16 protein-coding genes are annotated in these 25005 nt (G+C 66.3%); 8 read left to right on the forward strand and 8 right to left on the reverse strand.

Translation table 11 applies throughout. From position 1 onward, the window contains the following. Positions 1-11: 11 nt before the first annotated feature. The gene (locus GGR11_RS01475) at positions 12-566 is read right to left on the reverse strand and encodes an FKBP-type peptidyl-prolyl cis-trans isomerase (protein ID WP_183195084.1); all 555 of its coding nucleotides are present in this window, start codon (positions 564-566) and stop codon (positions 12-14) included. Positions 567-603: 37 nt separating this feature from the next. Further along, positions 604-1443, reverse strand: a complete 840-nt coding sequence (locus GGR11_RS01480) for an alpha/beta hydrolase (protein WP_183195085.1) — start codon at positions 1441-1443, stop codon at positions 604-606. Between the two features lie 370 nt (positions 1444-1813). On the opposite strand from GGR11_RS01480, the gene rpoB reads away from it, so the two are divergent. Together rpoB and rpoC are read left to right on the forward strand one after the other, a co-directional pair. After that, the gene (rpoB, locus tag GGR11_RS01485; protein ID WP_183195087.1) at positions 1814-5929 is read left to right on the forward strand and encodes a DNA-directed RNA polymerase subunit beta; all 4116 of its coding nucleotides are present in this window, start codon (positions 1814-1816) and stop codon (positions 5927-5929) included. Positions 5930-6053: 124 nt separating this feature from the next. Next, positions 6054-10250 carry a DNA-directed RNA polymerase subunit beta' gene (gene rpoC, locus GGR11_RS01490; RefSeq protein WP_183195088.1) on the forward strand — a complete coding sequence of 1399 codons (4197 nt, stop codon included), beginning with the start codon at positions 6054-6056 and terminating at the stop codon, positions 10248-10250. A gap of 65 nt (positions 10251-10315) precedes the next feature. On the opposite strand, the gene GGR11_RS01495 is transcribed toward rpoC, so the two are convergent. After that, the gene (locus GGR11_RS01495) at positions 10316-11140 is read right to left on the reverse strand and encodes a hypothetical protein (RefSeq protein WP_183195090.1); all 825 of its coding nucleotides are present in this window, start codon (positions 11138-11140) and stop codon (positions 10316-10318) included. After that, positions 11137-11829, reverse strand: coding sequence for a hypothetical protein (locus tag GGR11_RS01500; protein ID WP_183195091.1), 693 nt, complete (start codon positions 11827-11829; stop codon positions 11137-11139). The genes GGR11_RS01495 and GGR11_RS01500 overlap by 4 nt, the downstream gene beginning before the upstream one ends. Before the next feature lie 421 nt (positions 11830-12250). Here GGR11_RS01500 and rpsL point away from each other — a divergent pair, with 421 nt between their 5' ends. The 4 genes from rpsL to tuf all read left to right on the forward strand — a co-directional run bounded on the left by rpsL (position 12251) and on the right by tuf (position 16725). Beyond that, entirely contained in the window at positions 12251-12625 is a 375-nt protein-coding gene (gene rpsL, locus GGR11_RS01505) for a 30S ribosomal protein S12 (protein ID WP_008260482.1), read from the forward strand. Between the two features lie 81 nt (positions 12626-12706). Then, positions 12707-13180, forward strand: coding sequence for a 30S ribosomal protein S7 (rpsG, locus tag GGR11_RS01510; RefSeq protein WP_008260172.1), 474 nt, complete (start codon positions 12707-12709; stop codon positions 13178-13180). Positions 13181-13345: 165 nt separating this feature from the next. Further along, entirely contained in the window at positions 13346-15424 is a 2079-nt protein-coding gene (gene fusA / locus GGR11_RS01515; protein WP_008258868.1) for an elongation factor G, read from the forward strand. Positions 15425-15534: 110 nt separating this feature from the next. After that, positions 15535-16725, forward strand: coding sequence for an elongation factor Tu (gene tuf / locus GGR11_RS01520; protein ID WP_040349698.1), 1191 nt, complete (start codon positions 15535-15537; stop codon positions 16723-16725). A gap of 126 nt (positions 16726-16851) precedes the next feature. On the opposite strand, the gene GGR11_RS01525 is transcribed toward tuf, so the two are convergent. From GGR11_RS01525 to GGR11_RS01535, 3 genes are read right to left on the reverse strand one after another with little or no spacing between them, the layout of a single operon-like run. Next, positions 16852-17652 (reverse strand): DsbA family protein, encoded by an 801-nt coding sequence (locus tag GGR11_RS01525; RefSeq protein WP_183195092.1) that lies wholly within the window; start codon positions 17650-17652, stop codon positions 16852-16854. 30 nt (positions 17653-17682) lie between these two features. After that, on the reverse strand, positions 17683-19083 hold the full coding sequence (locus tag GGR11_RS01530) for a M48 family metalloprotease (RefSeq protein ID WP_183195093.1): 1401 nt from the start codon (positions 19081-19083) through the stop codon (positions 17683-17685). A 58-nt stretch (positions 19084-19141) separates the two neighbouring features. After that, positions 19142-21898, reverse strand: coding sequence for an Rne/Rng family ribonuclease (locus GGR11_RS01535; protein ID WP_183195094.1), 2757 nt, complete (start codon positions 21896-21898; stop codon positions 19142-19144). Between the two features lie 514 nt (positions 21899-22412). On the opposite strand from GGR11_RS01535, the gene GGR11_RS01540 reads away from it, so the two are divergent. Both GGR11_RS01540 and GGR11_RS01545 read left to right on the forward strand, forming a co-directional pair. Beyond that, a complete protein-coding gene (locus GGR11_RS01540; RefSeq protein WP_183195095.1) occupies positions 22413-23582 on the forward strand; it encodes an N-acetylmuramoyl-L-alanine amidase family protein in 1170 nt (389 codons plus the stop codon). A gap of 42 nt (positions 23583-23624) precedes the next feature. Continuing rightward, positions 23625-24305 (forward strand): SDR family oxidoreductase, encoded by a 681-nt coding sequence (locus tag GGR11_RS01545; RefSeq protein WP_183195096.1) that lies wholly within the window; start codon positions 23625-23627, stop codon positions 24303-24305. Positions 24306-24328: 23 nt separating this feature from the next. Here the strand turns inward: GGR11_RS01545 and GGR11_RS01550 are convergent, their stop codons facing one another. Further along, positions 24329-24997, reverse strand: coding sequence for a J domain-containing protein (locus GGR11_RS01550; protein WP_183195097.1), 669 nt, complete (start codon positions 24995-24997; stop codon positions 24329-24331). Positions 24998-25005 lie beyond the last annotated feature (8 nt).

Consider the following 25005-nt stretch of genomic DNA (forward strand, 5'->3'; position numbering starts at 1 on the left):
GGATTGTCCGATCAGGCCGCCGGCTTCACGTCCAGAAGTTCGACCGAGAAGCGTAGGGTCGAGTTGGGCGGCAGTTCGTCGCCGCCGACCCAGCGACCGCCGTAGCCGAGCGAGGCGGGGATGACGAACTCGTAGATCTCGCCGACGCGCATCAGGGCGACGCCCTCTGTCCAGCCCTTGATGACACGGTTCAGCGGGAACTCGGCCGGTTCGTTGCGGGCGTAGGAGCTGTCGAACTCGCGCCCGTCGATGAAGGTCCCGCGATAGTGGACCTTGACCGTGTCGGTCGCCGACGGCTGGGCGCCGTTCGGTTGGGCCTTGCCGACGCGACGGTACTGCAGGCCGCTTTCGGTGGTGGTCCAGCCGCGCCGGGCGCCGTTCCAGGCCAGATAGGCGGTGTTGCCCGCGTCCCAGGCCTGTTGCGGCGTGAGCGAGGCCTGGCCCTGCACCTCAGCGGCGGCGCGGGCGGCGGCCGAGGCGGTCTCGGCATAGGTGACGGGCTCGCCGCGCGAGGCGCAGGCGGATAGGGCGAGGGCGGCGAGCAGGGGCAGGGCGATGCGAGTCATAAGGCGACGCTAGGACGCCCTGTGAGGCACGTCCAGTTCAGAGCCCGGTCAGGGCTGCGGAAACGCGCGGCTGGAAGTCGGGCTGTTTGCCGACGTCGTTGTGACCGGCCTGAGGGAAGGTCAGGTGTTCGACGGCGACGCCTTCGGCCTCGAGGTCATGGGCCAGGCGCCGACTGAGGGACGCGGGCAGGGTGTCGTCGCGACCCGCCTCCAGCACCACCACCTTGCCGGGATAGGCCAGAAGCGCGGCCGGGATGTCGATGCTGTTCAGATTGGGGGCGATGTGGATGCGCACGAAGGGACGCGCCCAGCCGACCATGGTGTCGACGGCGGCGCGGGTGCTCGGGGTCGTCGTCTCCAGCACCAGGGCGTCGGCGCGCATATATTGCGCAGCCTGGGCGCAGACGGGGCCGCCCAGGGAATGGCCCCAGGCGATCAGCTTGCGGCCCTCGGCGTCGGCCTGGGCGCGGGCGGCGTCGGCGACGGCCGTGCCGGCGGCCATGAAGCTCGCGTAGTCCGCCTGGCCCGCCGTGTCGCCATAGCCGGGATAGTCGAACATCAGGGCGTCGCCGAACGGGGCCAGTTTGGCGGCGGTCTTGCCCGCGCCGGCGCTGCGCCGGAACATATTGCCCCCGCAGAACAGGATCAGGGGCGCATCGGCGCGACCGGTCCGGACGCGGGTGACGCCCACGGTTCCGCCTGAGTAGGGAAGGCTGAGGACGTCGGCCTCAAAACCCATAGGGATATCGGGGGGCAGGGTGACCTTCTCGGCCGCCAGTCGGGTGTCGGGATAGAAGAAGGCGTCCTCCGGGACGTTCATCGACAGGCAGCCGGACAGCAGAAGGGCGGCGGCCAGGATCGTAAGGCGTCTGTGCATGGTTCGGGCTCCCCTGAAACGATCATGCGGCGGTCGCAGGGGTTGTCAATCGGGCGGTTTCGCCATGCCGTCGTCCGGTTCCCGAAAATCTGCGATCCAGGTCTTTATTTCGCCGTGGAAGCGAGTATATGTCCGCGTTCCGCAACACTCCTAAAGAGTCTGCGCGCAAGCGCCGAGGCCCGGTCCGTCGCCCTCCGACCGGAGCGAAGGCGCGGCTCCTCCCCAGGGAGCCGGTACATTTCAGGCGTCCTGGCCCGGCAGCGGGCCGAGGGTGGACGCCGAAAACCTGGCTGCGGACGCGGAAACGCGCACCGTGGCTGCTGCATTTCACGCGCGCCTTCCCCGGGGTGTGCGTCATGGGAAACACTGAATGACTGACGTCGCCCACGATCTCGCCATCAACGGTCAGATCGCTTCCGCCACTTCGTTCACCGGCAAGAAGCGCATCCGCAAATCCTTCGGGCGCATCCCCGAAGCGGTCGCGATGCCGAACCTGATCGAGGTCCAGCGAGCCTCCTACGAACAGTTCCTGCAACGCGAGGTCCGTCCGGGCCAGCGCAAGGAGCAGGGCATCGAGGCGGTCTTCAAGTCGGTGTTCCCGATCAAGGACTTCAACGAACGCGCCATCCTGGAATACGTCTCGTACGAGTTCGAAGAGCCGAAGTACGACGTCGAGGAGTGCATTCAGCGCGACATGACCTATGCCGCGCCGCTGAAGGTCAAGCTGCGCCTGATCGTGTTCGAGACCGACGAGGAAACGGGAGCCCGTTCGGTCAAGGACATCAAGGAGCAGGACGTCTACATGGGCGACATCCCGCTCATGACGGACAAGGGCACCTTCATCGTCAACGGCACCGAGCGCGTGATCGTGTCGCAGATGCACCGTTCGCCGGGCGTCTTCTTCGACCACGACAAGGGCAAGACGCACAGCTCGGGCAAGCTGCTGTTCGCCGCCCGCGTGATCCCGTATCGCGGTTCGTGGCTCGACTTCGAGTTCGACGCCAAGGACGTGGTCTATGTCCGCATCGACCGCCGCCGCAAGCTGCCGGCCACGACCTTCCTGATGGGTCTGGGTATGGACGGCGAAGAAATCCTGAAGACCTTCTACGAGACCGTGCCTTACGAGAAGCGCGGCGAGGGCTGGGTCACGCCGTACAAGGCCGAGCGTTGGCGCGGTGTGAAGCCGGAGTTCGACCTGGTCGACGCCGACACCGGCGAAGTGATCGCGCAAGCCGGCCAGAAGATCAGCGCCCGCGCCGCCAAGAAGCTGGGCGACACCACGACCTCGTTGTCGCTGGCCGCCGACGCCCTGGTGACGAAGTATCTGGCCAATGACGCCGTCAACTTCGAGACCGGCGAGATCTTCGCCGAAGCCGGCGATGAGTTGGACGCCCCGACCATCGAAGTGCTGGAGCAAAACGGCTTCACCACCATCGAAGTGCTGGACATCGACCACGTCACGGTCGGCGCCTACATGCGCAACACCCTGCGCATCGACAAGAACGACACCCGCGAGGACGCCCTGTTCGACGTCTATCGCGTGATGCGTCCGGGCGAGCCGCCCACCCCGGAAGCCGCCGACAACATGTTCAACTCGCTGTTCTTCGACAGCGAACGCTATGACCTGTCGGCCGTCGGCCGGGTCAAGATGAACATGCGCCTGGAGACCCCTGAGGTTTCCGACGAGATCCGCGTCCTGCGCAAGGACGACGTGCTGAAAGTGCTGCAGATCCTGGTCGGCCTGAAGGACGGCCGCGGCGAGATCGACGACATCGACAACCTGGGCAACCGCCGGGTTCGTTCGGTCGGCGAGCTTCTGGAAAACCAGTACCGCGTCGGTCTGCTGCGGATGGAGCGCGCCATCAAGGAGCGCATGTCCTCGGTCGATATCGACACGGTCATGCCGCACGACCTGATCAACGCCAAGCCGGCCGCCGCTGCGGTTCGCGAGTTCTTCGGTTCGTCGCAGCTGTCGCAGTTCATGGACCAGACGAACCCGCTGTCGGAAATCACCCACAAGCGTCGCCTTTCGGCGCTTGGCCCGGGCGGTCTGACGCGTGAGCGCGCGGGCTTCGAAGTCCGCGACGTCCACCCGACCCACTACGGCCGCATCTGTCCGATCGAAACGCCGGAAGGCCCGAACATCGGCCTGATCAACTCGCTGGCCACCCACGCGCGCGTCAACAAGTACGGCTTCATCGAGAGCCCGTATCGTCGCGTGAAGGACGGCGTGGCCCAGAACGAGGTGGTCTACATCTCGGCCATGGAAGAGTCGAAATACACGATCGCCCAGGCCAACATCGAACTGAAGAACGGCGTCATCGTCGAGGACCTGGTCCCCGGCCGGATCAACGGCGAATCCCAGCTGCTGAACCGCGACGCCGTGGACATGATGGACGTGTCGCCGAAACAGGTCGTTTCGGTCGCCGCCGCCCTGATCCCCTTCCTGGAAAACGATGACGCCAACCGGGCCCTGATGGGCGCGAACATGCAACGTCAGGCCGTGCCTCTGGTGCAGTCGGACGCGCCGCTGGTCGGCACCGGTATGGAAGCGGTCGTGGCCGTGGACTCCGGCGCCGTCGTGGTGGCCCGTCGTGAAGGCGTCGTCGAACAGATCGACGGCACCCGGATCGTCGTGCGCGCCACCGGCGAAGTGGACGCCGCCCGTTCGGGCGTCGATATCTATCGCTTGTCGAAGTTCCAGCGTTCGAACCAGTCGACCTGCATCAACCAGCGCCCGATCGTGCGCGTGGGCGACCAGGTCAAGGCCGGCGACGTCATCGCCGACGGCCCGTCGACGGACCTGGGTGAACTGGCCCTGGGCCGCAACGCCCTCGTCGCCTTCATGCCCTGGAACGGCTACAACTTCGAAGACTCCATCCTGATCTCGGAGCGCATCGTGCGCGACGACGTCTTCACCTCCATCCACCTCGAAGAGTTCGAAGTGATGGCGCGTGACACGAAGTTGGGCCCGGAAGAAATCACCCGCGACATCCCCAACGTCGGCGAAGAAGCCCTGCGCAACCTCGACGAAGCCGGCATCGTGGCCATCGGCGCCGAAGTCCAGCCGGGCGATATCCTGGTCGGCAAGGTGACGCCGAAGGGCGAAAGCCCGATGACCCCGGAAGAGAAGCTGCTGCGCGCCATCTTCGGCGAGAAGGCTTCGGACGTCCGTGACACCAGCCTGCGCCTGCCGCCCGGCGTCGCCGGCACGATCGTGGATGTTCGCGTCTTCAACCGTCATGGCGTCGACAAGGACGAGCGCGCCATGGCGATCGAACGCGCCGAGATCGAACGTCTGGGCAAGGACCGCGACGATGAGCTCAAGATCCTTGAGCGCAACGTCTATGGCCGCCTGAAGCCGCTGATCCTGGGCAAGAACGCCGTCTCGGGCCCGAAGGGCATCGGTCGCGGCGAGCTGACCGAAGAGAAGCTGGCCGAGGTCAGCCGTGGTCTGTGGTGGCAGATCGCCCTGGACGACGAGAAGGCCATGGGCGAGCTGGAAGCGATGAAGCGCCAGTTCGAGGACGCGCGTAAGCAATTGGACCGTCGTTTCGAAGACAAGGTCGAGAAGCTGCAACGCGGCGACGAACTGCCCCCCGGCGTGATGAAGATGGTCAAGGTCTTCGTGGCCGTGAAGCGCAAGCTTCAGCCCGGTGACAAGATGGCCGGCCGTCACGGCAACAAGGGCGTCATCTCCAAGATCCTGCCGATCGAGGACATGCCGCACCTGGAAGACGGCACGCACGTGGACGTCGTTCTGAACCCGCTGGGCGTGCCTTCGCGCATGAACATCGGTCAGATCTTCGAAACCCACCTGGGTTGGGCCGCCGCCGGCCTGGGCAAGCAGATCTCCGGTCTGCTGGAAGCCTGGCAGCAGGGTGGTCAGAAGCAGGCCCTGATCGACCGTCTGACGCATATCTACGGCCCGGAAACCCCGTTGCCGCAGGATGAGGAAGAACTGATCGAGCTGGCGAAGAACCTGTCCAAGGGCGTGCCCTTCGCGACCCCGGTCTTCGACGGCGCGCACATCGGCGATATCGAGCGCCTGCTCGAGGAAGCCGGCCTGAGCAAGACGGCCCAGTCGATCCTGTACGACGGTCAGACCGGCGAGCAGTTCAAGCGTCCGGTCACGGTCGGCTACATCTACATGCTGAAGCTGCACCACTTGGTCGACGACAAGATCCACGCCCGTTCGATCGGCCCGTACTCGCTCGTCACCCAGCAACCGCTGGGCGGTAAGGCGCAGTTCGGCGGTCAGCGCTTCGGGGAGATGGAGGTCTGGGCTCTGGAAGCCTACGGCGCCGCCTACACCCTGCAAGAGATGCTGACGGTGAAGTCCGACGACGTGGCCGGCCGGACCAAGGTCTACGAGGCCATCGTCCGCGGCGACGACAGCTTCGAGGCCGGCATTCCCGAGAGCTTCAACGTGCTCATCAAGGAAATGCGTTCGCTGGGTCTGAACGTGGAGCTGGAGAACAGCTGAGGCGTGATGGGTGAATCGTGAGTCGTGATTGGGTTCAGCCCTCACGATTCACGGCTCACGACTTACGGCTTCGCTTTCTCCCTCTGAATAATTTTCGCGGCTCTAGCCGCAGCAAGGAACCAAGATGAACCAGGAAGTCCTGAACATCTTCAACCCGGTCCCGGTCACTCCGACCTTCGACCAGATCAAGATCGCCCTGGCCTCGCCGGAGAAGATCCGGTCGTGGTCGTTCGGCGAGATCAAGAAGCCGGAAACCATCAACTATCGCACGTTCAAGCCCGAGCGTGACGGCCTGTTCTGCGCCCGTATCTTTGGCCCGACCAAGGACTACGAATGCCTGTGCGGCAAGTACAAGCGCATGAAGTACAAGGGCATTATCTGCGAGAAGTGCGGCGTCGAAGTCACCCTGGCCCGCGTTCGTCGCGAGCGCATGGGTCACATCGACCTGGCCGCCCCGGTCGCCCACATCTGGTTCCTGAAGTCGCTGCCGTCACGCATCTCGCTGATGCTGGACATGGCGCTGAAGGACGTGGAACGCGTCCTGTATTTCGAGAACTATATCGTCACCGAGCCGGGCCTGACCCCGCTGAAGCAGAACCAGCTGCTGACGGAAGACGAGTTCTATCGCTATCAGGAAGAATTCGGCGATGACGGCTTCACCGCCGAGATCGGCGCCGAGGCCGTCCGCAACCTGCTGATGGGCATCGACCTGCACGCCGAGGCTGAAAAGCACCGCGGCGAGCTGGCCGACAGCCCGTCGGAAATGAAGGCCAAGAAGGCGTCCAAGCGCCTGAAGCTGATCGAGGCCTTCCTGGAATCGGGCAACAAGCCCGAGTGGATGATCCTGACCATCGTGCCGGTCATCCCGCCGGAACTGCGTCCGCTGGTGCCGCTGGACGGCGGTCGTTTCGCGACCTCCGACCTGAACGACCTGTATCGCCGCGTCATCAACCGCAACAACCGCCTGAAGCGCCTGATGGAGCTGCGGGCGCCGGACATCATCATCCGCAACGAAAAGCGGATGCTGCAAGAGTCCGTCGATGCGCTGTTCGACAACGGCCGTCGCGGCCGGGTGATCACGGGCGCCAACAAGCGTCCGCTGAAGTCGCTGGCCGACATGCTGAAGGGCAAGCAGGGCCGCTTCCGTCAGAACCTTCTGGGCAAGCGCGTCGACTATTCGGGCCGTTCGGTCATCACCGTGGGTCCGGAACTGAAGCTGCACGAGTGCGGCCTGCCCAAGAAGATGGCGCTGGAGCTGTTCAAGCCGTTCATCTACGCGCGCCTTGACGCCAAGGGCCTGTCGGGCACCGTCAAACAGTCCAAGCGCATGGTCGAACGCGAACAGCCCGCCGTCTGGGACATCCTGGACGAGGTCATCCGTGAACACCCGGTCCTGCTGAACCGCGCGCCGACGCTTCACCGTCTGGGAATCCAGGCGTTCGAACCCAAGCTGATCGAGGGCAAGGCGATCCGTCTGCACCCGCTGGTCTGTACCGCGTTCAACGCCGACTTCGACGGCGACCAGATGGCCGTGCACGTCCCGCTGAGCCTCGAGGCCCAGTTGGAAGCGCGCGTCCTGATGATGTCGACCAACAACATCCTGTCGCCCGCCAACGGCAAGCCGATCATCGTGCCGTCGCAGGACATCGTCCTGGGTCTGTACTATCTGTCGCTGGTCAAGGACGGCGAACCGGGTGAAGGCAAGCTGTTCGCCAATATGGGCGAGATCGACGCGGCGCTGGACGCCAAGGTCGTGACCCTGCACAGCCGCATCAAGGCGCGCTGGACGGAACAGGACGCCGAAGGCAAGGAGGTGACCAAGGTCATCGACACCACGCCGGGCCGGATGAAGCTGGGCGCCCTGCTGCCGCGCAATCCGAACGTCGGCTATCGCCTGCTCGAGAAGAACCTGACCAAGAAGGAAATCGGCAATCTGATCGACGTGGTCTATCGCCACTGTGGTCAGAAGGCGACGGTCATCTTCGCCGACCAGATGATGGGCCTGGGCTTCCGCGAGGCCGCCAAGGCCGGCATTTCGTTCGGCAAGGACGACATCGTCATTCCGGCGAAGAAGGCCGAACTGGTCGCCGAAACCCGCACCCAGGTGGAGGAGTACGAGCAACAGTATGCCGACGGCCTGATCACGCGCGGCGAGAAGTACAACAAGGTCGTTGACGCCTGGGCCAAGGCCACGGACCGGATCGCCGACGCCATGATGGGCGAGATCGCGCAGCCGCGCGTGCTGATCGAGGGTGAAAACCCCGACATCAACTCGGTCTTCATGATGGCCAACTCCGGCGCCCGGGGTTCGCAGGCGCAGATGAAGCAGCTGGGCGGCATGCGCGGCCTGATGGCCAAGCCCTCCGGCGAGATCATCGAGACGCCGATCACCTCGAACTTCAAGGAAGGCCTGACCGTCCTTGAATACTTCAATTCCACCCACGGCGCCCGTAAGGGTCTGGCCGACACCGCGCTGAAGACCGCCAACTCGGGTTATCTGACCCGTCGTCTGGTGGACGTGGCGCAGGACTCGATCGTCACCGAGGACGACTGCGGCTCGACGCGCGGCATCACGCTGCGCGCGGTCATGGAAGGCGGCGACGTCCTGGTCTCGCTGGGCGCCCGCATCCTGGGTCGCTATGCGGCCGAGGACATCAAGGAGCCGGGCACGGATACGGTCCTGTTCCCCGCCGACACCTATCTGGTGGAAGAAGTGGTCGAGGCCGTGGACGCCGCCGGCGTCCAGTCGGTCAAGGTCCGTTCGGCCCTGACCTGCGAGGCGGAAGCCGGCATCTGCGCCCACTGCTACGGGCGTGACCTGGCGCGCGGCACCAACGTCAACATCGGTGAAGCGGTCGGCGTCATCGCCGCCCAGTCGATCGGCGAGCCGGGCACCCAGCTGACGATGCGGACCTTCCACATCGGCGGTACGGCTCAGGTGGCGGAAACCTCCTTCATGGAGGCGACCAACGCCGGCGTGGCCAAGATCACCGGCCCGACCGTTACCGCCGCCCACGGCGACCTGGTGGCGATGAGCCGCAACGTCATCGTGACCGTGGTCGTGGACGGCAAGGATCGCGAGACCCACAAGGCGCCTTACGGCGCCCGGATCCGGGTCAAGGAAGGCAGCGAGGTCAAGAAGAACCAACGTCTGGCCGAGTGGGACCCCTACACCACCCCGATCCTGACGGAAGTCGGCGGCCTGATCCGCTTCGAGGATCTGGTCGAAGGCCTGTCGGTCAAGGAAGAAACCGACGAAGCGACGGGCATCGCCCAGCGCGTCGTCAGCGACTGGCGCGCCAGCCCGCGTGGTTCGGACCTGCGTCCGGCCATGGGCGTCACCCTGGGCGACGCCTACGCCAAGCTGGCCTCGGGCTCTGACGCCCGTTACCTGCTGCCCGTGGGCGCGGTTCTGTCCGTGTCGAACGGCGACGAGGTCAAGCCGGGCGAGATCATCGCCCGCGTCCCGACCGAAGGCGCCAAGACCCGCGACATCACCGGCGGTCTGCCGCGCGTCGCCGAACTGTTCGAAGCGCGCCGTCCCAAGGACTGCGCGGTCATCGCCGAGATGGATGGTCGCGTCGAATTCGGTCGCGACTACAAGAATAAGCGCCGCATCAAGATCACGCCGGAAGTCAACGCCGACGGCGTGCAGGGCGAACCGGTCGAGTTCCTGATCCCGAAGGGCAAGCATATCTCCGTCCACGACGGCGATCTGATCCAGAAGGGCGACTACATCATCGACGGCAACCCGGATCCGCACGATCTGCTGCGCATCCAGGGCGTCGAGGCGCTGGCCGAGTATCTGGTGAACGAAGTGCAGGAGGTCTATCGACTGCAGGGCGTGCCGATCAACGACAAGCACATCGAAGTCATCGTCCGTCAGATGCTGCAGAAGGTCGAAGTCCTGGATTCGGGTGAAACCACCCTGATCCGCGGCGACACCGTCGAAGTGGCTGAAGCCGTGCTCGAGAACGAGAAGGTCGAGAAGCGTGGGGGCCGGATCGCCACCACCCAGCCCGTCCTGCTGGGCATCACCAAGGCGTCGCTGCAGACCCGCAGCTTCATCTCGGCGGCGTCCTTCCAGGAGACCACCCGCGTCCTCACCGACGCCTCGGTCCACGGCAAGAAGGACATGCTGGAAGGCCTGAAGGAAAACGTCATCGTCGGCCGCCTGATACCGGCCGGTACGGGCGCCTATCTGCGGGCCCTGCAGAAGATCGCCAATGATCGCGACGCAGAGCTGACGCAAGCCCGCGAAGACGCGATCGAGCCGCTGCCGGCCGATCTGCAACTGGAGCTGGAGAGCAGCGAAGGCTGATCTCCGGGCTTGGAAGTGATGAAATAAAGAGGGGCGGCGCCGGCGACGGCGCCGCCCTTTTTCGTTCAGTCCTTCCAGCGTTCCATCGGGGCGGAGGCGCCGGGCGTGATCGGGACGCCGCCGGCGCGATGGCCGTCACGACGGGTCTGGACGTTGCGGCTGGAATCCGGGGCGAGCGAAGGGTTCAACTGAGCGCCCGCGCAGCCTGTACCAAAGTTCGAACCGACGCAGTCCGCCGGACCGACCACGCCCACGCCGCCGGACAGGGGCCGGCGCTTGGCTTCCCACTCCGCCAGACGGCGCGCGCCCTCGCGGGCGAAGGCGGCGTCGCGCTGGGGGTTGCCTGAGCCGGTGATCGGGGCGGCGTTCTCGCCGCGCCGGGCGAACTCGTCGCGGCAATGGCGACGTTCGGCGTCGTTCAACAGGTCGGGCGAGGCGCAGCCGGGCAGGCCCTGGCGCAGCGACCGCGCCATGGCCCCGGAACGGTTGGCGGGATCGACCCGCCAGACGTCGGCCGGCGGCGGCGCGCCGGGCGGGGCCGGGGCGGCGAGACGGGGACGCAGAGGCGCGGGCCGGGGCAGGGCCTCCGTCTCGGGCGCCCGCACCGATGGGGCGGGCGAGGCGTTCGAGGCCGCGGCGGCGACGGGCGCGACCTCCGGTCGGGTCACGGTCGGGACGCGCGGCCGCTCATCGGGCAGCAGGGGGCGGGGTTCGATGTCCAGATAGATCGGCGGCGGCGCGGCCACGATGTCGCGCCCCTCGATTCCCAGGGCCGTTAAGGACAGGGCGGCGATCAGGGCGGTGTTGATGGCGACGGACGCCGTCGCCAAGCCCGCCTTGCGCCAGTCGGGACGCCGGGGGTTTGGACGGGGCAGGGCGGACACGCTCATTCACGACGCTTTCGCAGATTGGGCAGGAGACCGTCCCGCGAAGAGAAGAGTTCGACTTCGATATTGACGCCTTCGCACCCTGCGACCGGGTGGGGCGTCTCGCAAGGCGGATCGCCGCGCTTCGGTTCAGCGCGCCGGTCTTCCCAGGCGGCCAATCGCCGCGCGCCGTGCCGGGCGAAGACGGCGTCGCGTTCGGCGTCGCCCGAGCCGGCGATGGGCCGCGCCGTCCCCGCGAATCGTCGCGCCCGGTCGTCGCAGTAGCGACGCATCTCGACCGACAGCCTGTTCGGCTCCTCGCAGGACAGGGGCAGACCCCGCGTTGGCGCGACGGGGCCGATTCGCCAGCGCGAATCGATGGCGCCGCGGGGCGCCGGGGTGGGGGCAGGGGGGGACGGCTTCATGCTGCTGTCGGGGCGGCTGTCGGGGCGCGGGACACCGTCCGCGTCCTCCACGACGCCTTGCACACCCGTGTGGGACGCCGCCACGGCCCGGACGGGCGCGCGCTCCTGCGCCAGGCGCGGGCGCGGTTCGATATAGAGATACAGGGGCGCGGCGGCCGAAGGGCCGGGACGGCCGGGGCGGGTGTCGGTGATGGACAGAAGCGCGATCAGGCCCGCATTCAGGCCCATCGAGGCGACCACCAGCCCCGCCCTTCGCCCTCTCGCCGGCCAGTCGCCCTCGGTCCGCATCCTGATCCCCCATCGCCCGAAAATGAGGCTGGGCTGCAAGCGTGGCCGCTTTCGGGCGCAGGTTGGGTTTGTTCGCGTCTTGGCTGTGTCAGTCGGTCGTCGAGGGGCGGCCGGCGCCCGCCGCCCTTGACCAATCTCCCCGTCCCGCGTAGAAGCCGCCCACTTTCGAGGCGTGGCCGGTTCGCCGGTCGCTGAGATCGTGACAATTGAACGGACGGGCTGTGCCCGCCGGAACGCCCAAAGCGCGCGTTCCGGCCCTTTGTGTTTTCCGGTGCGCCGGAGCGAACCAAGGGACTGTTCGGGGTCATGCTCTCAGTCTCGATGACACCCGGGCGAGGGGATGGTCCCCCGTTCACAAGAAGGCGAGAGGCGCTTCGGTCGAAAGACACACGCCTCCATCAGAAGTCGAGATAAGTTTCGAATGCCTACGATCAACCAGCTGATCCGCAAGCCGCGCAAGCCCAAGCCCACCCGTAACAAGGTGCCGGCTCTGGAGGGTTCGCCCCAGCGTCGCGGCGTCTGCACCCGCGTCTACACCACGACCCCGAAGAAGCCGAACTCGGCTCTGCGTAAGGTCGCCAAGGTCCGTCTGGCCAAGAACGGCTACGAAGCCGTTTGCTACATCCCCGGTGAAGGCCACAACCTTCAGGAACACTCGGTTGTTCTGATCCGCGGCGGCCGCGTGAAGGACTTGCCCGGCGTTCGCTACCACATCCTGCGCGGCGTGCTCGACACGCAAGGCGTCAAGGACCGCAAGCAGCGTCGTTCGCACTACGGCGCCAAGCGTCCGAAGTAAGCCATTCGCATCCGGGCCTTTGCGCCCGGAGGCCTTTTCGAGATCTTCCCGGCGAGCGCCGGGCACTGCAAGGAATACTCCATGTCGCGTCGTCACCGCGCCCAGAAGCGCGAAGTTCTGCCGGATCCCAAGTTCGGGGACCTGATCGTCACCAAGTTCATGAACTACGTCATGTACGAAGGTAAGAAGGCCGTCGCCGAAAACATCGTGTACGGCGCCTTCGACATCCTGGCCGACAAGAAGAAAGACCAGGAGCCGGTCGCCACCTTCCACGCCGCCCTGGACAACGTCGCTCCGTCGGTCGAAGTCCGTTCGCGTCGCGTCGGCGGCGCCACCTATCAGGTGCCGGTCGAGGTCCGTCCGGACCGTCGTCGCGCCCTGGCCATCCGCTGGCTGGTCAACGCTGCGCGCAAGCGCGGTGAAAACACCATGACCGAAAAGCTGGCGGCCGAGCTGCTGGACGCCTCGAACAACCGCGGCACCGCGGTCAAAAAGCGCGAAGACACCCACAAGATGGCCGAGGCGAACCGCGCCTTCAGCCACTATCGCTGGTAAGCGTCTTAAAACCGTCTCCCTTTCAAAGGTAATGGGCGGTTCCTATCTAAGACTATCCGGCGCGGGCGGTTTGAGCTAAATCGCCCGCGCTCGCTTATCCGCTGCATCGACGATCATCCCGAGGGCGCCAAAAGCGTCCTAGACCTACTTCTAAGGCACGTTTTCATGGCTCGTACCCACAAGCTCGAGGACTACCGCAACTTCGGCATCATGGCCCACATCGACGCGGGCAAGACGACGACGACCGAGCGGATTCTCTATTACACCGGCAAGAACCACAAGATCGGCGAAGTCCACGACGGCGCCGCGACCATGGACTGGATGGACCAGGAGCAGGAACGCGGCATCACGATCACTTCGGCCGCGACGACCGCCTTCTGGCAGGGCAAGCGCCTGAACATCATCGACACCCCCGGCCACGTGGACTTCACCATTGAAGTCGAGCGTTCGCTGCGCGTCCTCGACGGCGCCGTGACCGTGCTGGATGGCAACGCCGGCGTTGAGCCGCAGACCGAAACCGTCTGGCGCCAGGCCGACAAATATTCGGTGCCGCGCATCGTCTTCGTCAACAAGATGGACAAGATCGGCGCCGACTTCGACGCCTCGGTCCAGTCGATCCGCGACCGCCTGGGCGCCAAGGCTGTGCCGATCCAGTTCCCGATCGGTTCGGAAAACACCCTGTCCGGCTTGGTCGACATCGTCGAGATGCGCTCCGTCGTCTGGGACAACGACGCCCTGGGCGCCAACTTCACCGTCGGCGAGATTCCGGCGGACCTGGTCGACAAGGCCAATGAAGCCCGCCAGTACCTGATCGACAACGCCGTCGAACTCGACGACGAAGCCATGCAGGCGTATCTGGATGGCGTCGAGCCCTCGGTCGAAGTGCTGAAGAAGTGCATCCGTAAGGCCGTGCTGACCGGCGCCTTCTATCCGATCCTGTGCGGCTCGGCCTTCAAGAACAAGGGCGTGCAGACCCTGCTGGACGCCGTTGTCGACTATCTGCCGTCGCCGCTGGACATCCCGCCGACGCCGGGCATCGACTTCAAGACGGAAGAGCCGATCACCCGCAAGGCCTCGGATGACGAGCCCCTGTCGGTTCTGGCCTTCAAGATCATGGACGACCCCTTCGTCGGTTCGCTGACCTTCTGCCGCCTGTATTCGGGCAAGATGGAAACGGGCATGAGCCTGCTGAACTCCAGCCGCGACAAGAAAGAGCGCGTCGGCCGGATGCTGCAGATGCACTCGAACAACCGCGAAGACGTCAAGGAAGCCTTCGCCGGCGACATCGTCGCCCTGGCCGGCCTGAAGGAAACCCGCACCGGGGACACCCTGTGCGATCCGCTGAAGTCGCCCGTCATCCTCGAGAAGATGGAATTCCCGGCCCCGGTCATCGAGATCTCGGTCGAGCCCAAGACCAAGGCCGACCAGGAGAAGCTGGGCGTCGCCCTGGCCAAGCTGGCTTCGGAAGATCCGTCCTTCACCGTCTCGACCGACCACGAGTCGGGCCAGACCATCCTGAAGGGCATGGGCGAGCTTCACCTGGACATCAAGATCGACATCCTGAAGCGCACCTACAAGGTCGAGGCCACCATCGGCGCGCCGCAGGTCGCCTATCGTGAATCCCTGGGCCGCAAGGTCGACATCGACTACACCCACAAGAAGCAGACCGGCGGTACGGGCCAGTTCGCCCGCGTCATGATCACCTTCGAACCCGGCGAGCCGGGCTCGGGCTTCGTGTTCGAGAACTCGATCGTCGGCGGCGCGGTGCCCAAGGAATATATCCCGGGCGTCGAAAAGGGCCTGAACTCCATCAAGGACTCGGGTCTGCTGGCCGGCTTCCCGCTGATCGACTTCAAGGCGACCCTGACGGACGGCAAGTACCACGACGTCGACTCCAGCGTGCTGGCGTTCGAAATCGCGGCCCGCGCCGCCTTCCGCGAACTGAAGGAAAAGGGCGCGCCCAAGCTGCTCGAGCCGATCATGGCGGTCGAGGTCGTGACCCCCGAGGAATACCTCGGCTCGGTCATCGGCGACCTGAACGGCCGTCGCGGCATGATCCAGGGTCAGGACATGCGCGGCAACGCCACCGTCGTGAACGCCTTCGTGCCCCTGGCCAACATGTTCGGCTATGTGAACACGCTGCGCGGCATGTCGCAGGGCCGCGCCCAGTTCACGATGCAATACGACCACTACGAGCCGGTGCCGCAGCACGTCGCCGACGAAGTGATCAAGAAGTACGCCTAAGCTTTTCCTTTCGGAGAAGCGGACCTAAAAAGCGCCCGGTCCGCCAAGGGCCGGGCGCCCTTAACCCCCAGACTGCAGGAACCCCGGTTCGGGGACCTAGGAGCTAGAAAATGGCCAAGGAAAAGTTCGAACGCACGAAGCCGCACTGCAACATCGGCACGATCGGTCACGTTGACCACGGCAAGACGACGCTGACGGCGGCGATCACGATGACGCTGGCGAAGGCCGGCGGCGCCAAGGCGATGGCCTATGCGGACATCGATGCTGCGCCGGAAGAAAAGGCCCGCGGCATCACGATCAACACCGCGCACGTGGAATATGAGACGGCCAACCGTCACTACGCTCACGTCGACTGCCCCGGCCACGCCGACTATGTGAAGAACATGATCACCGGCGCGGCGCAGATGGACGGCGCGATCCTGGTGGTTTCGGCCGCTGACGGCCCGATGCCGCAGACCCGCGAGCACATCCTGCTGGCCCGTCAGGTCGGCGTGCCGGCCCTGGTGGTCTTCATGAACAAGGTCGACCTGGTCGACGACGAAGAACTGCTCGAGCTGGTCGAGATGGAAGTGCGCGAGCTGCTGAGCTCGTATCAGTTCCCGGGCGACGACATTCCGATCACCAAGGGTTCGGCCAAGGCCGCGACCGACGGCGTGAACCCGGAAATCGGCGAACAGCGCGTTCTGGCCCTGATGGAAACCGTCGACAGCTACATCCCGCAGCCGGAACGTCCGGTCGACCTGCCCTTCCTGATGCCGGTCGAAGACGTCTTCTCGATCTCGGGCCGCGGCACCGTGGTCACGGGCCGCGTCGAAAAGGGTATCGTCAAGGTCGGTGAAGAAGTCGAAATCGTCGGCATCCGCCCGGTTCAGAAGACGACCTGCACCGGCGTCGAAATGTTCCGCAAGCTGCTGGACCAAGGTCAAGCGGGCGACAACGTCGGCGTTCTGCTGCGCGGCACCAAGCGTGAAGACGTCGAGCGCGGTCAGGTTCTGTGCAAGCCGGGTTCGATCACCCCGCACACCAAGTTCCTGGCTGAAGCCTACATCCTGACCAAGGAAGAGGGCGGCCGTCACACCCCCTTCTTCACCAACTATCGTCCGCAGTTCTACTTCCGCACGACCGACGTGACCGGCATCGTGCAGCTGAAGGAAGGCGTCGAAATGATCATGCCCGGCGACAACGCCGAGCTGAACGTCGAACTGATCACCCCGATCGCCATGGACCAGGGCCTGCGCTTCGCCATCCGTGAAGGCGGCCGCACCGTCGGCGCCGGCGTCGTCGCCAAGATCATCGAGTAATCATTCTTTTGGCCTAACGCGCTCACGCGCTGCTTGAGGCCAGACGGATGTCGTCGCGTAACAGAACGGCCCCCGGAGCGATCCGGGGGCCGTTTTGCTGTCTGGATTGGGGCAGGCGGCGTCGGATCAGCGCTTGGCCGCCTCGATCATCCGGGCGATCTCGGCCGGATCGATGCTGGCGGCGGCCTTGCCGTTGACGAAGAAGGTGGGGGTGCCCTGAAGCTTCAGCGCCGCCGCCGCCGTGTGGATGTCGGCGATGTGGCGGGTGGTTTCGGGCGCGACCAGGGTCTGTTTGGCGCGAGCCATGTCCAAGCCGTGTTGGGCCAGGATGCGGTCGGTGGACTCGGGCGTCAGGGCGCGCTCGGACATCAGGGCGTCGTAGACTTCCAGATACTTGCCCTGTTGGTGCGCGGCCAGCGCGGCGCGGGCGGCGTACTGGGACGCGACGTCCTCGCCCCGGTCCAGGATGGGCCAGTCCTTGAAGACGAAGCGGACGTCCGGGTGGGCCGCCATCAGGGCGCGGAACTGGGGCGCGACGGCCTTGCAGCCGGGGCAGCGGAAGTCGAAGAACTCAATCACCGTCACCTTGGCGTCGGCCGGCCCGAAGGCGGGGTCGCGGGCGTCGGGGGCCAGCAGGGTCGCATTGGCCGCCGCGGCCGTATTGGTGTCATTGACGCGGGCCTGGCCCTCCTTGGCCTGAAGCGCAAGGCTGGCCTCCTGCAGGACCTCGGGGTGGGTCAGCAGATAGGTGCGCACGTCGTCGCTCGAACCGCCGCCGAAATAGGGGGCTGCGGCCAGGCCCAGGGCCACGACCGAGACGCCCAGCGCAACATAGCCGGCGACTGCGCCCGTGAGGCGGCTGCTCTTGGCGGGCGGCGGGGCGGGCGGCGGGGCGTGGGGCTCAGGCGCGGGGGCGTCGTCGGTCATGGTGGTTTGCAGTCCGTAAGGGGCAGGGCGTCAGTTCAGCGTGGTCGGCTTGCGCGCGGCGTCGCGACGATCAAGGTCCAGCAGATCGTCGGGCGTGGCGCCCGACGCAAGGACGATGTCCACCGCCCGGCGCCATTCCATCGAATTGGGGTCCAGCATGCTGCGGGCGCGCAGGGCGAACTGGGTGGCTTCGCGTTCCTGGCCGGCGGCGAAATAATACTCGGCCGTGGCGAGGCGCGCCTCGCCTTCCTTGCCCTGGGCGGCGTAGGCCTGGCCCAGCAGGCGCCAGGCCATTGTGTTCTCCCGCTCGGCGACGGTGGCGTGTTTCAACTGGTCGATGGCCTCGTCCAGGTTTTTGGGGTCGTCCGTGCCGATCAGGGCATGGGCCAGGTTGATGCGCAGCAGGGGGGCGTCGGGCTTGAGCCGCACGGCCTCGCGGTGGGCGGCGACGGCCTCGACCGGGCGGCCTTCCTCGAAATAGATCTGGCCCTTCAGTTCGGCGAAATAGGGGTTCTGCGGGGCCTCGGCTATCAGGGCGTCCACCGCCGAAAGGGCCTTGTCCGTCTGGCCGTCGCGATACCAGGCGATGGCGCGGGCGTAGCGAGCGGGCAGGGCCGTGTCGGTCGAAGGATAGGCCCGCAGGGTGGTGTTCGGCGGGTCCATGAAGGCGTGGATCTTGGCCAGGATCAGGGCGTGCTGGGCCATCCGCTCGGGGCTGTCGCGATGATCATAATGGGGCTGGTCCTGGACGAAGCGGCGCATGGATTCGATGCGCTGCGACGACAGGGGGTGGCTGCGGAAATACGGATAGCGGCGGGCGTCGGAGAAGACCTCTTGGGCGCGGAAATTCTCGAAGAAGGACACCAGGCCCGCGCCGGATTCACCGGCGCCTTCCAGGGCGCGGGCGCCGGTCAGGTCAGCCTCGCCCTCCTGGCCCTGCATATACTGAAGCGCGCCGATCGTGCCGAAATACTGGCTGGAGCCCAATAGAGCCACGCCGGCGTCCGGGGCGCCTGCGGCGATGGCCAGGGCCCCCAGGGCCATGGTCATGAACATCGGCTGTTTGGCGGCGTTCTGGGCCCCGTCGCGCAGGGTGTGGCGGTTCTTGATATGGCCCGCCTCGTGCGCCATTACCCCCAGCAGTTCATTGGGGTTCTTGGTCCGCAGGATCAGGCCGGTGTTGACGCCCATGATCCGCCCACGCGTGGCGAAGGCGTTCAGCTCGTTGTCATTGACCAGAAGAACTTCGACGTCGGTCGGGTTCAGCCCCATGGAGACGAAGACGGGATCGACCCATTCGCGGATGATGCCCTCGATCTCCGTGTCGCGGATCAGGCTCTGGGCCGAGGCCTGGCCGGCGGCGACGAGGGCTGCAAAGCCCACCGCCGCCGCGGCCAGAACACGAGATGCGGATCGGGGAAGCCACGTCATGGCGTACTCCAGTAGCAACCGACCCCCGTCTGCATCCTGACAGTCTAATCGTGACCGATCAGCGGCGCCACCACCCGCGTTTGGGCTTTTCAGGCGGGGCCGAGATCTGGTTGGGATCCTCGGCGATGATGGCCTCGACGTCGATCTCCGGCGTCGGGGCGACGAATGGTTCCGCCAGGACGGCAGGCTGCGGTTCGGGGGCGACCGGCGGCTTGGGCTTCTCGACCGGGGCGACCTCGACCGGCGCGGCGGTCAGGGCTTCCTCGGGCGTGACGTCCAGTTCGACCGGCGCGCCTTCGACCGCCGCCTCGTTCGGCTCGATGGCCGTGTCGGGGTGGGGTTCGGAATGCGGCTCGACTTCCACCTCGACCGTTTCCGGCGCGGGCTGGATCACGGCGTCGGCGCTGGCCGCCTTGCGGCGAACGCGACGGCGTTGAGGTTCGGGGGCGACCTCCGTCGTCTGGGTCTGAACGATATCGGCGCCGGCCTCCACGACAACGGCCATCGGCGTCAGGGGCGAACCGTCGGGCGGCATGCCTTCGTTGGTGGCGCGGTTCTCGACCTTGATCTCGTGGCCGACGGCGTCGCCGCCCCGACCCCGGCCGCGACGACGGCGACGCCGCGAACGGCCGCCTTCCTCGCCGGAGCCGTCGGACGCTACGGCGTCCAGACCTTCGACCTCGGCCAGCGCGACCTGCGGACGCTCTGCGCGATCCGGACGTTCGGCGCGCGGCTCGGGACGGCCCGGGTTCAGGGGGTCGAACCAGACGTAAGGATCGTCCAGCGACGGGGTGCGGCCGCGGACCCAGGTATAGACGTCCCGTTCGCCGTCCTCACGGACGCGGCGACCGCCACGGCGGCCCCGGCGACGGCGGCGGCCGTTCTCGTCTTCCTCGTCGTCCGAGGCGTCGTCGAGGTTAAGCGTGTCGGCGGCGTCCGAGGCGTCGGAGACCTCGGCGGTCTCCTCGTCACGACGACCGCCGCGACGGCGACGATTGCGGCCGCGGCCCCGATCACGACCGCCCGATTCGCTGCGTTCAGCCCGTTCGCGCGGCTCGTCGTCGTCGCTGTCCTCGCGATCCAGCGCCTCGACGTCTTCCTCATCCTCGTCGCTGACGATCTCCTCGTCGTCGTCCTCATCCTCGTCTTCGTAAAGGGACGGGTCGAAGTCGTCGTCGAGGTTGGGCATCTCGATCTCGGGCGCGACGAAGTCCTCGTTCGTCTCGGTCCGTTCGATATTGTGCTCGCCCTGGCCCAGGCTGTCGTCGATCTGGACGATGACGTTCAGGCCGCGACGCTCCAGCAGCGACTGCAGATAGGCGCGCTTGTGGTTCAGGATGTACAGGCCGACGGCGGTGCAGACCTTCAGCACCACGACGCCAGCGCCGTTCTTGCCGGCTTCGATATCGACCGCGCGCAGGGTCATCAGGGCGGCGGATTCTGCGGAGCGGATGCGGCCGGTGCCCTGGCAGTGCGGGCAGGCCTCGGTCGCGCCCTCGATGACGCCCAGGCGGCGACGCTGGCGGCTGATCTCCATCAGGCCGAACGGCGAGATACGGCCCATCTGGATGCGGGCGCGGTCGGACGACAGGGCGTCCTTCAGCACGCGCTCGACCGTGCGGTTGTTCTTGCCCTCATCCATATCGATGAAGTCGATCACAACCAGGCCGGCGAGGTCGCGCAGGCGCAGCTGGCGGGCGGCTTCTTCCGCCGCTTCCATATTGGTCTTGAACGCCGTCTGTTCGACGTTGCGTTCCTTGGTGGCGCGGCCCGAGTTGACGTCGATGGCCACCAGGGCCTCGGTCTGGTTGATCACCAGATAGCCGCCCGACTTCAGCGGCACGACCGGCTGGTGGATCTGCGTCAGCAGCTCTTCAATGCCGTTGGCGGCGAACAGGGGGCGAGAACCGCGATACAGGTGAACCTTCTTGGCCTGCGACGGCATCAGCACGCGCATGAAGTCGCGCGCCTCCTTGAAGCCCTCGACGCCCTCGACCTGGATGCCGTCGAAATCCTTGTCGAACATGTCGCGCACGGCGCGGCGGACCAGGTTTTCTTCCTCGTAGATGACCGAGGGCGCGTGAGAGGCGAGGGTGGTCTCGCGGATGGTCTCCCACAGGCGCAGCAGATACTGATAGTCGCGCTTGATCTCAGCCTTGGTGCGCTTGGCGCCGGCCGTGCGGATGATCAGGCCCATGCCCTTGGGCACTTCCAGCGCTGCGACGGCGCTCTTCAGGCGGCGACGGTCCGAGGTATTGGTGATCTTGCGGCTGATGCCGCCGCCCTTGCCCGTATTGGGCATCAGGACGCAGTAGCGTCCGGCCAGCGACAGCCAGGTGGTCAGGGCCGCGCCCTTGGCGCCGCGTTCGTCCTTGACGACCTGAACCAGCAGGATCTGGCGGCGCTTGATGACGTCCTGGATCTTGTAGCGGCGCATCAGGCGGCGCTTCAGACGCTCCTCGTCGGCCAGGGCGGCTTCGGGATCGGCGTCGTCGTCGGATTCACGACCCAGATCGTCGTCATCGTCGTCGTCGTGCGCTTCGGCCATGATGGCTTCGCGGTCGGCGACCGGGATCTGGTAGTAGTCCGGGTGGATTTCGTTGAAGGCCAGGAAGCCGTGGCGATTGCCGCCGTATTCGATGAAGGCGGCCTGGAGGCTGGGCTCTACGCGGGTGACCTTGGCGAGATAGATGTTGCCGCGAAGCTGGCGCTTCGCACGGGATTCGAAATCGAATTCCTCAATCTGGCGTCCGTCCACGATGGCGACCCGGGTTTCCTCCGGGTGGGCCGCGTCGATCAGCATTGTCTTTGACATGGATAGTCTCTCTCTGGCGCGCACGGGCCGGGCCTTCCAGAACTCTGGACAGGCTCACGGCGGCTCGCCGAATGGGGGGAAGGGCCGGGGCGCGCGAAATCCCCTCGCCGAAAACGGCGAAGCGGGCTTGGTCAAGCCGTTGGGGAACGCAGGCGGAAAGGCCCATGGAAGTCGTCGGTCCTGAACCGGGCGCGCCAATCCGTAAAACGGGGAAGGCCGCGACCCTGGTCCGCTCTTCGAACCACCGGCGACGCCGGCGCGGTTCTCGGATTGGTGAAAGTCAGCGCCGCGAGGAGGGCGCGCCGGGTTCCGCAAAGGCGAAAAAGGCGCGATCGGTTCGCGAGCAGTCACATCATAGTCACGCCGGACGCGAATTAAAAGGTGTTCGGCCTTAACCCCCTGAATACGAGCGTCTGGCATGATGGACGTCAAGTTCGAGTAGGATTGGGTTCGGCGCGCTATGGGCGGTCGTGTTTTGACAGGTGTAGCGCGCTGGGGCGCGAGGGAATGGGCGATGACCGCCTTGGCCTTCGTCGTCATCTGCGTGGTCGCCCTGTTCGCGACGCGTGGTTTCGCCTGGGGCGCCCAGGGGGATGTGCTGGGCGTGCGCTTCGGCGCGGACGGCGACCGGACCCGCGTGGTCATCGATCTGGACAAGTCGACGCAGGGCCGTGTGATCGACACGGGCGCCGGGGGGCGGGTCACCTTGGCCCTTAACGGCGTCGCGCCGGGTCGCGGCCTGAGCGGCGGCGGTTCCGGCCTGGTGCGCACCTATCAGGTCAGCGCCTCGGGTGGGGCCTCTCGGGTCGAGCTTGAGCTGGCGCGCGGCAGCGAGATCGAGCGCCGCTTTCTGCTGCCGCCCGGCGATGGTGTGGCCCATTATCGTTATGTCGTTGATCTGAAGGCCGTCGGCGGGGCAGTCGCCGCTTCGCGGCCTGCGCCGCGTCAGACGCCAGCGCCGCGTCGCGCCGAACGCCCGTTGATCGTCATCGACGCCGGCCATGGCGGCAAGGACCCCGGCGCCAGCGGAGCCCTGACGCGTGAGAAACAGGTCACCCTGGCCGCCGCCCTCGTTCTGAAGGCTGAGTTGGAGCGCACCGGCCGCTATCGTGTTCGCCTGACGCGGGCCGATGATTCCTATGTCGATCTGTATCGCCGCGTGTCCATCGCGCGCCAGTCGGACGCCGATCTGTTCATTTCACTGCACGCCGACGCCGGGTCCGATCCGGCCCTGCGGGGCGCCAGCGTCTATACCCTGTCCGAACAGGGCGCAGGACGGGCCGTGCGCGAGTTCACGCGGACCGACAACTGGCACCGCGAACTGCACCTGCCGGGGCGGGACCCGTCGGTGGACCGTATCCTGCTGGACATGACCCAGCGCGCCACCCAGAACCGTTCGGCCCAGTTCGCCCGCGTCCTGCTGACCCATCTGGAAGGCTCCGACCATCCGCTGCTGCGCCGCAGCCACCGCGACGCCGGCCTGGCCGTGCTGCTGGCGCCTGATGTGCCGGCCGTGCTGCTGGAAATGGGCTTCATCACCAATCCCGAGGACGAGCGTCTGCTGACCGACGAACGCGCGCGTCGCCGTTTGATGAAGTCGGTCGCTGACGGCATCGACCGCTATTTCCGCGAGCCGACGGCCCCGTTGATGACGGCGTCGACCGATGGAGCGGGGCAACCCTGACTTCAGCTGCAACCAGGCTTCGGCTCAGCGGTTTGCGTGACTATGAAAAAGAGAGCGATCATCACCGGAGGCGCAGGCCTGATCGGCGCCGGACTTTGTCAGGCCCTGACGGATCGGGGCTGGGAGGTCGCCGCCTTTGACCTCAAGCCCGCCTCGTCCGGCGCGCGGTCGGTTCTCTGCGACGTCGGCGACGAAGCCTCGGTCGCGGCGGCCTTTGTCGAACTGGGATGGTCGGAGCTGGATCTTCTGGTCAACAACGCCGGCGTCGCTGATCCGACAAACGGCCCCCTGGCCGACCTGTCGCTGGAGGCCTGGCGCCGGACGGTGGACAGCCACCTGACGGGCGCCTTCCTGATGTCTCGCGCCGCCATCCCGATGCTGCGGGAAGGGGCCAGCATCATTCACATGACCTCGACCCGGGCGATCATGTCTGAGCCGCAGACCGAGGCCTATGCTGCGGCCAAGGGCGCGCTGTCCGCCCTGACCCATGCGATGGCGATCAGTCTGGGGCCGAAGCTCAGGGTCAATGCGATCGCGCCGGGTTGGATCGCCGCGCCGGAAGGCCTGAGTGAACGCGACCACGCCCAGCATCCCGTGGGCCGCGTCGGACGCGCCGAGGACATCGCCAAGGCCGTCCTCTATCTCGCCGACGCCGGCTTCGTCACCGGACAGGTGCTGACGGTAGACGGCGGCATGAGCCGCAAGATGATCTACGCCGACTGAAGGCGCGGATCCGCCGGCTTGGTTTAGGCCAGGCCCGCCTTTTTCAGTGTCTTCCAGGCCTTGATGACGCGTTGCAGCTTGGCCTCGGCGCCGCGGTCGCCGCCGTTGGTGTCCGGATGGAAGCGTTTCAGGAGGTCGTGGTACTGAGACTTGATCTTGGCCTTGTCGGCGCCGGGATCGAGATCGAGGTCGGCCAGGGCCGCGCGTTCCAGCTTTCCGATTCGGCGATCCTCGGTCGGGGACTGAGGCGCCTGGTCGCCGCGACGCCCGAACAGACCGAAGCTGTCGCGCCACGAGCCGGCGCCGGTATTGTTCGCTGTGCCCATCTTGGCGGAGAAGGCGGCGGCCTCGCGCGTGAACTTGCCGGCCTTCATCTCCCAGGTCGGACGCCCGCCGGTCATGGCCTCGTTCTCCTGGACGGCGCGGACCTGGCCTTCGCTCATTCCGGCGTAGAAGTTCCAGCCCTTGTTGTATTCGCCCGCGTGCCCCTGGCAGAATTCGTAGAAGTCGTTCAGCCGCTCGCGCGACTTGGGCGCCTTGGCGGTCGCGGCCTTGCGGCAGCCGGGCCATTGGCACGGTTTCTCACCCGGCTTGAGGTGCAGGACGTCCGCCTTGGCGGCTTCCTCCTCGGGCTTCGGCGGCTTGACCCGAATGTCGGTGAAGCGCGGCTTGTATTGAAAGGAAGCGGACATCGCCCGAA

This window comes from Brevundimonas mediterranea (assembly GCF_014196125.1).
Taxonomy (GTDB): Bacteria; Pseudomonadota; Alphaproteobacteria; order Caulobacterales; family Caulobacteraceae; genus Brevundimonas; species Brevundimonas mediterranea.

Bases quoted from the DNA above. Each gene is read 5' to 3' on its own strand.
- GGR11_RS01475 (WP_183195084.1), bottom strand. From the start codon at position 566: ATGACTCGCATCGCCCTGCCCCTGCTCGCCGCCCTCGCCCTATCCGCC.
- GGR11_RS01480 (WP_183195085.1), bottom strand. From the start codon at position 1,443: ATGCACAGACGCCTTACGATCCTGGCCGCCGCCCTTCTGCTGTCCGGC.
- rpoB (WP_183195087.1), top strand. From the start codon at position 1,814: ATGACTGACGTCGCCCACGATCTCGCCATCAACGGTCAGATCGCTTCC.
- rpoC (WP_183195088.1), top strand. From the start codon at position 6,054: ATGAACCAGGAAGTCCTGAACATCTTCAACCCGGTCCCGGTCACTCCG.
- GGR11_RS01495 (WP_183195090.1), bottom strand. From the start codon at position 11,140: ATGAGCGTGTCCGCCCTGCCCCGTCCAAACCCCCGGCGTCCCGACTGG.
- GGR11_RS01500 (WP_183195091.1), bottom strand. From the start codon at position 11,829: ATGCGGACCGAGGGCGACTGGCCGGCGAGAGGGCGAAGGGCGGGGCTG.
- rpsL (WP_008260482.1), top strand. From the start codon at position 12,251: ATGCCTACGATCAACCAGCTGATCCGCAAGCCGCGCAAGCCCAAGCCC.
- rpsG (WP_008260172.1), top strand. From the start codon at position 12,707: ATGTCGCGTCGTCACCGCGCCCAGAAGCGCGAAGTTCTGCCGGATCCC.
- fusA (WP_008258868.1), top strand. From the start codon at position 13,346: ATGGCTCGTACCCACAAGCTCGAGGACTACCGCAACTTCGGCATCATG.
- tuf (WP_040349698.1), top strand. From the start codon at position 15,535: ATGGCCAAGGAAAAGTTCGAACGCACGAAGCCGCACTGCAACATCGGC.
- GGR11_RS01525 (WP_183195092.1), bottom strand. From the start codon at position 17,652: ATGACCGACGACGCCCCCGCGCCTGAGCCCCACGCCCCGCCGCCCGCC.
- GGR11_RS01530 (WP_183195093.1), bottom strand. From the start codon at position 19,083: ATGACGTGGCTTCCCCGATCCGCATCTCGTGTTCTGGCCGCGGCGGCG.
- GGR11_RS01535 (WP_183195094.1), bottom strand. From the start codon at position 21,898: ATGTCAAAGACAATGCTGATCGACGCGGCCCACCCGGAGGAAACCCGG.
- GGR11_RS01540 (WP_183195095.1), top strand. From the start codon at position 22,413: ATGACCGCCTTGGCCTTCGTCGTCATCTGCGTGGTCGCCCTGTTCGCG.
- GGR11_RS01545 (WP_183195096.1), top strand. From the start codon at position 23,625: ATGAAAAAGAGAGCGATCATCACCGGAGGCGCAGGCCTGATCGGCGCC.
- GGR11_RS01550 (WP_183195097.1), bottom strand. From the start codon at position 24,997: ATGTCCGCTTCCTTTCAATACAAGCCGCGCTTCACCGACATTCGGGTC.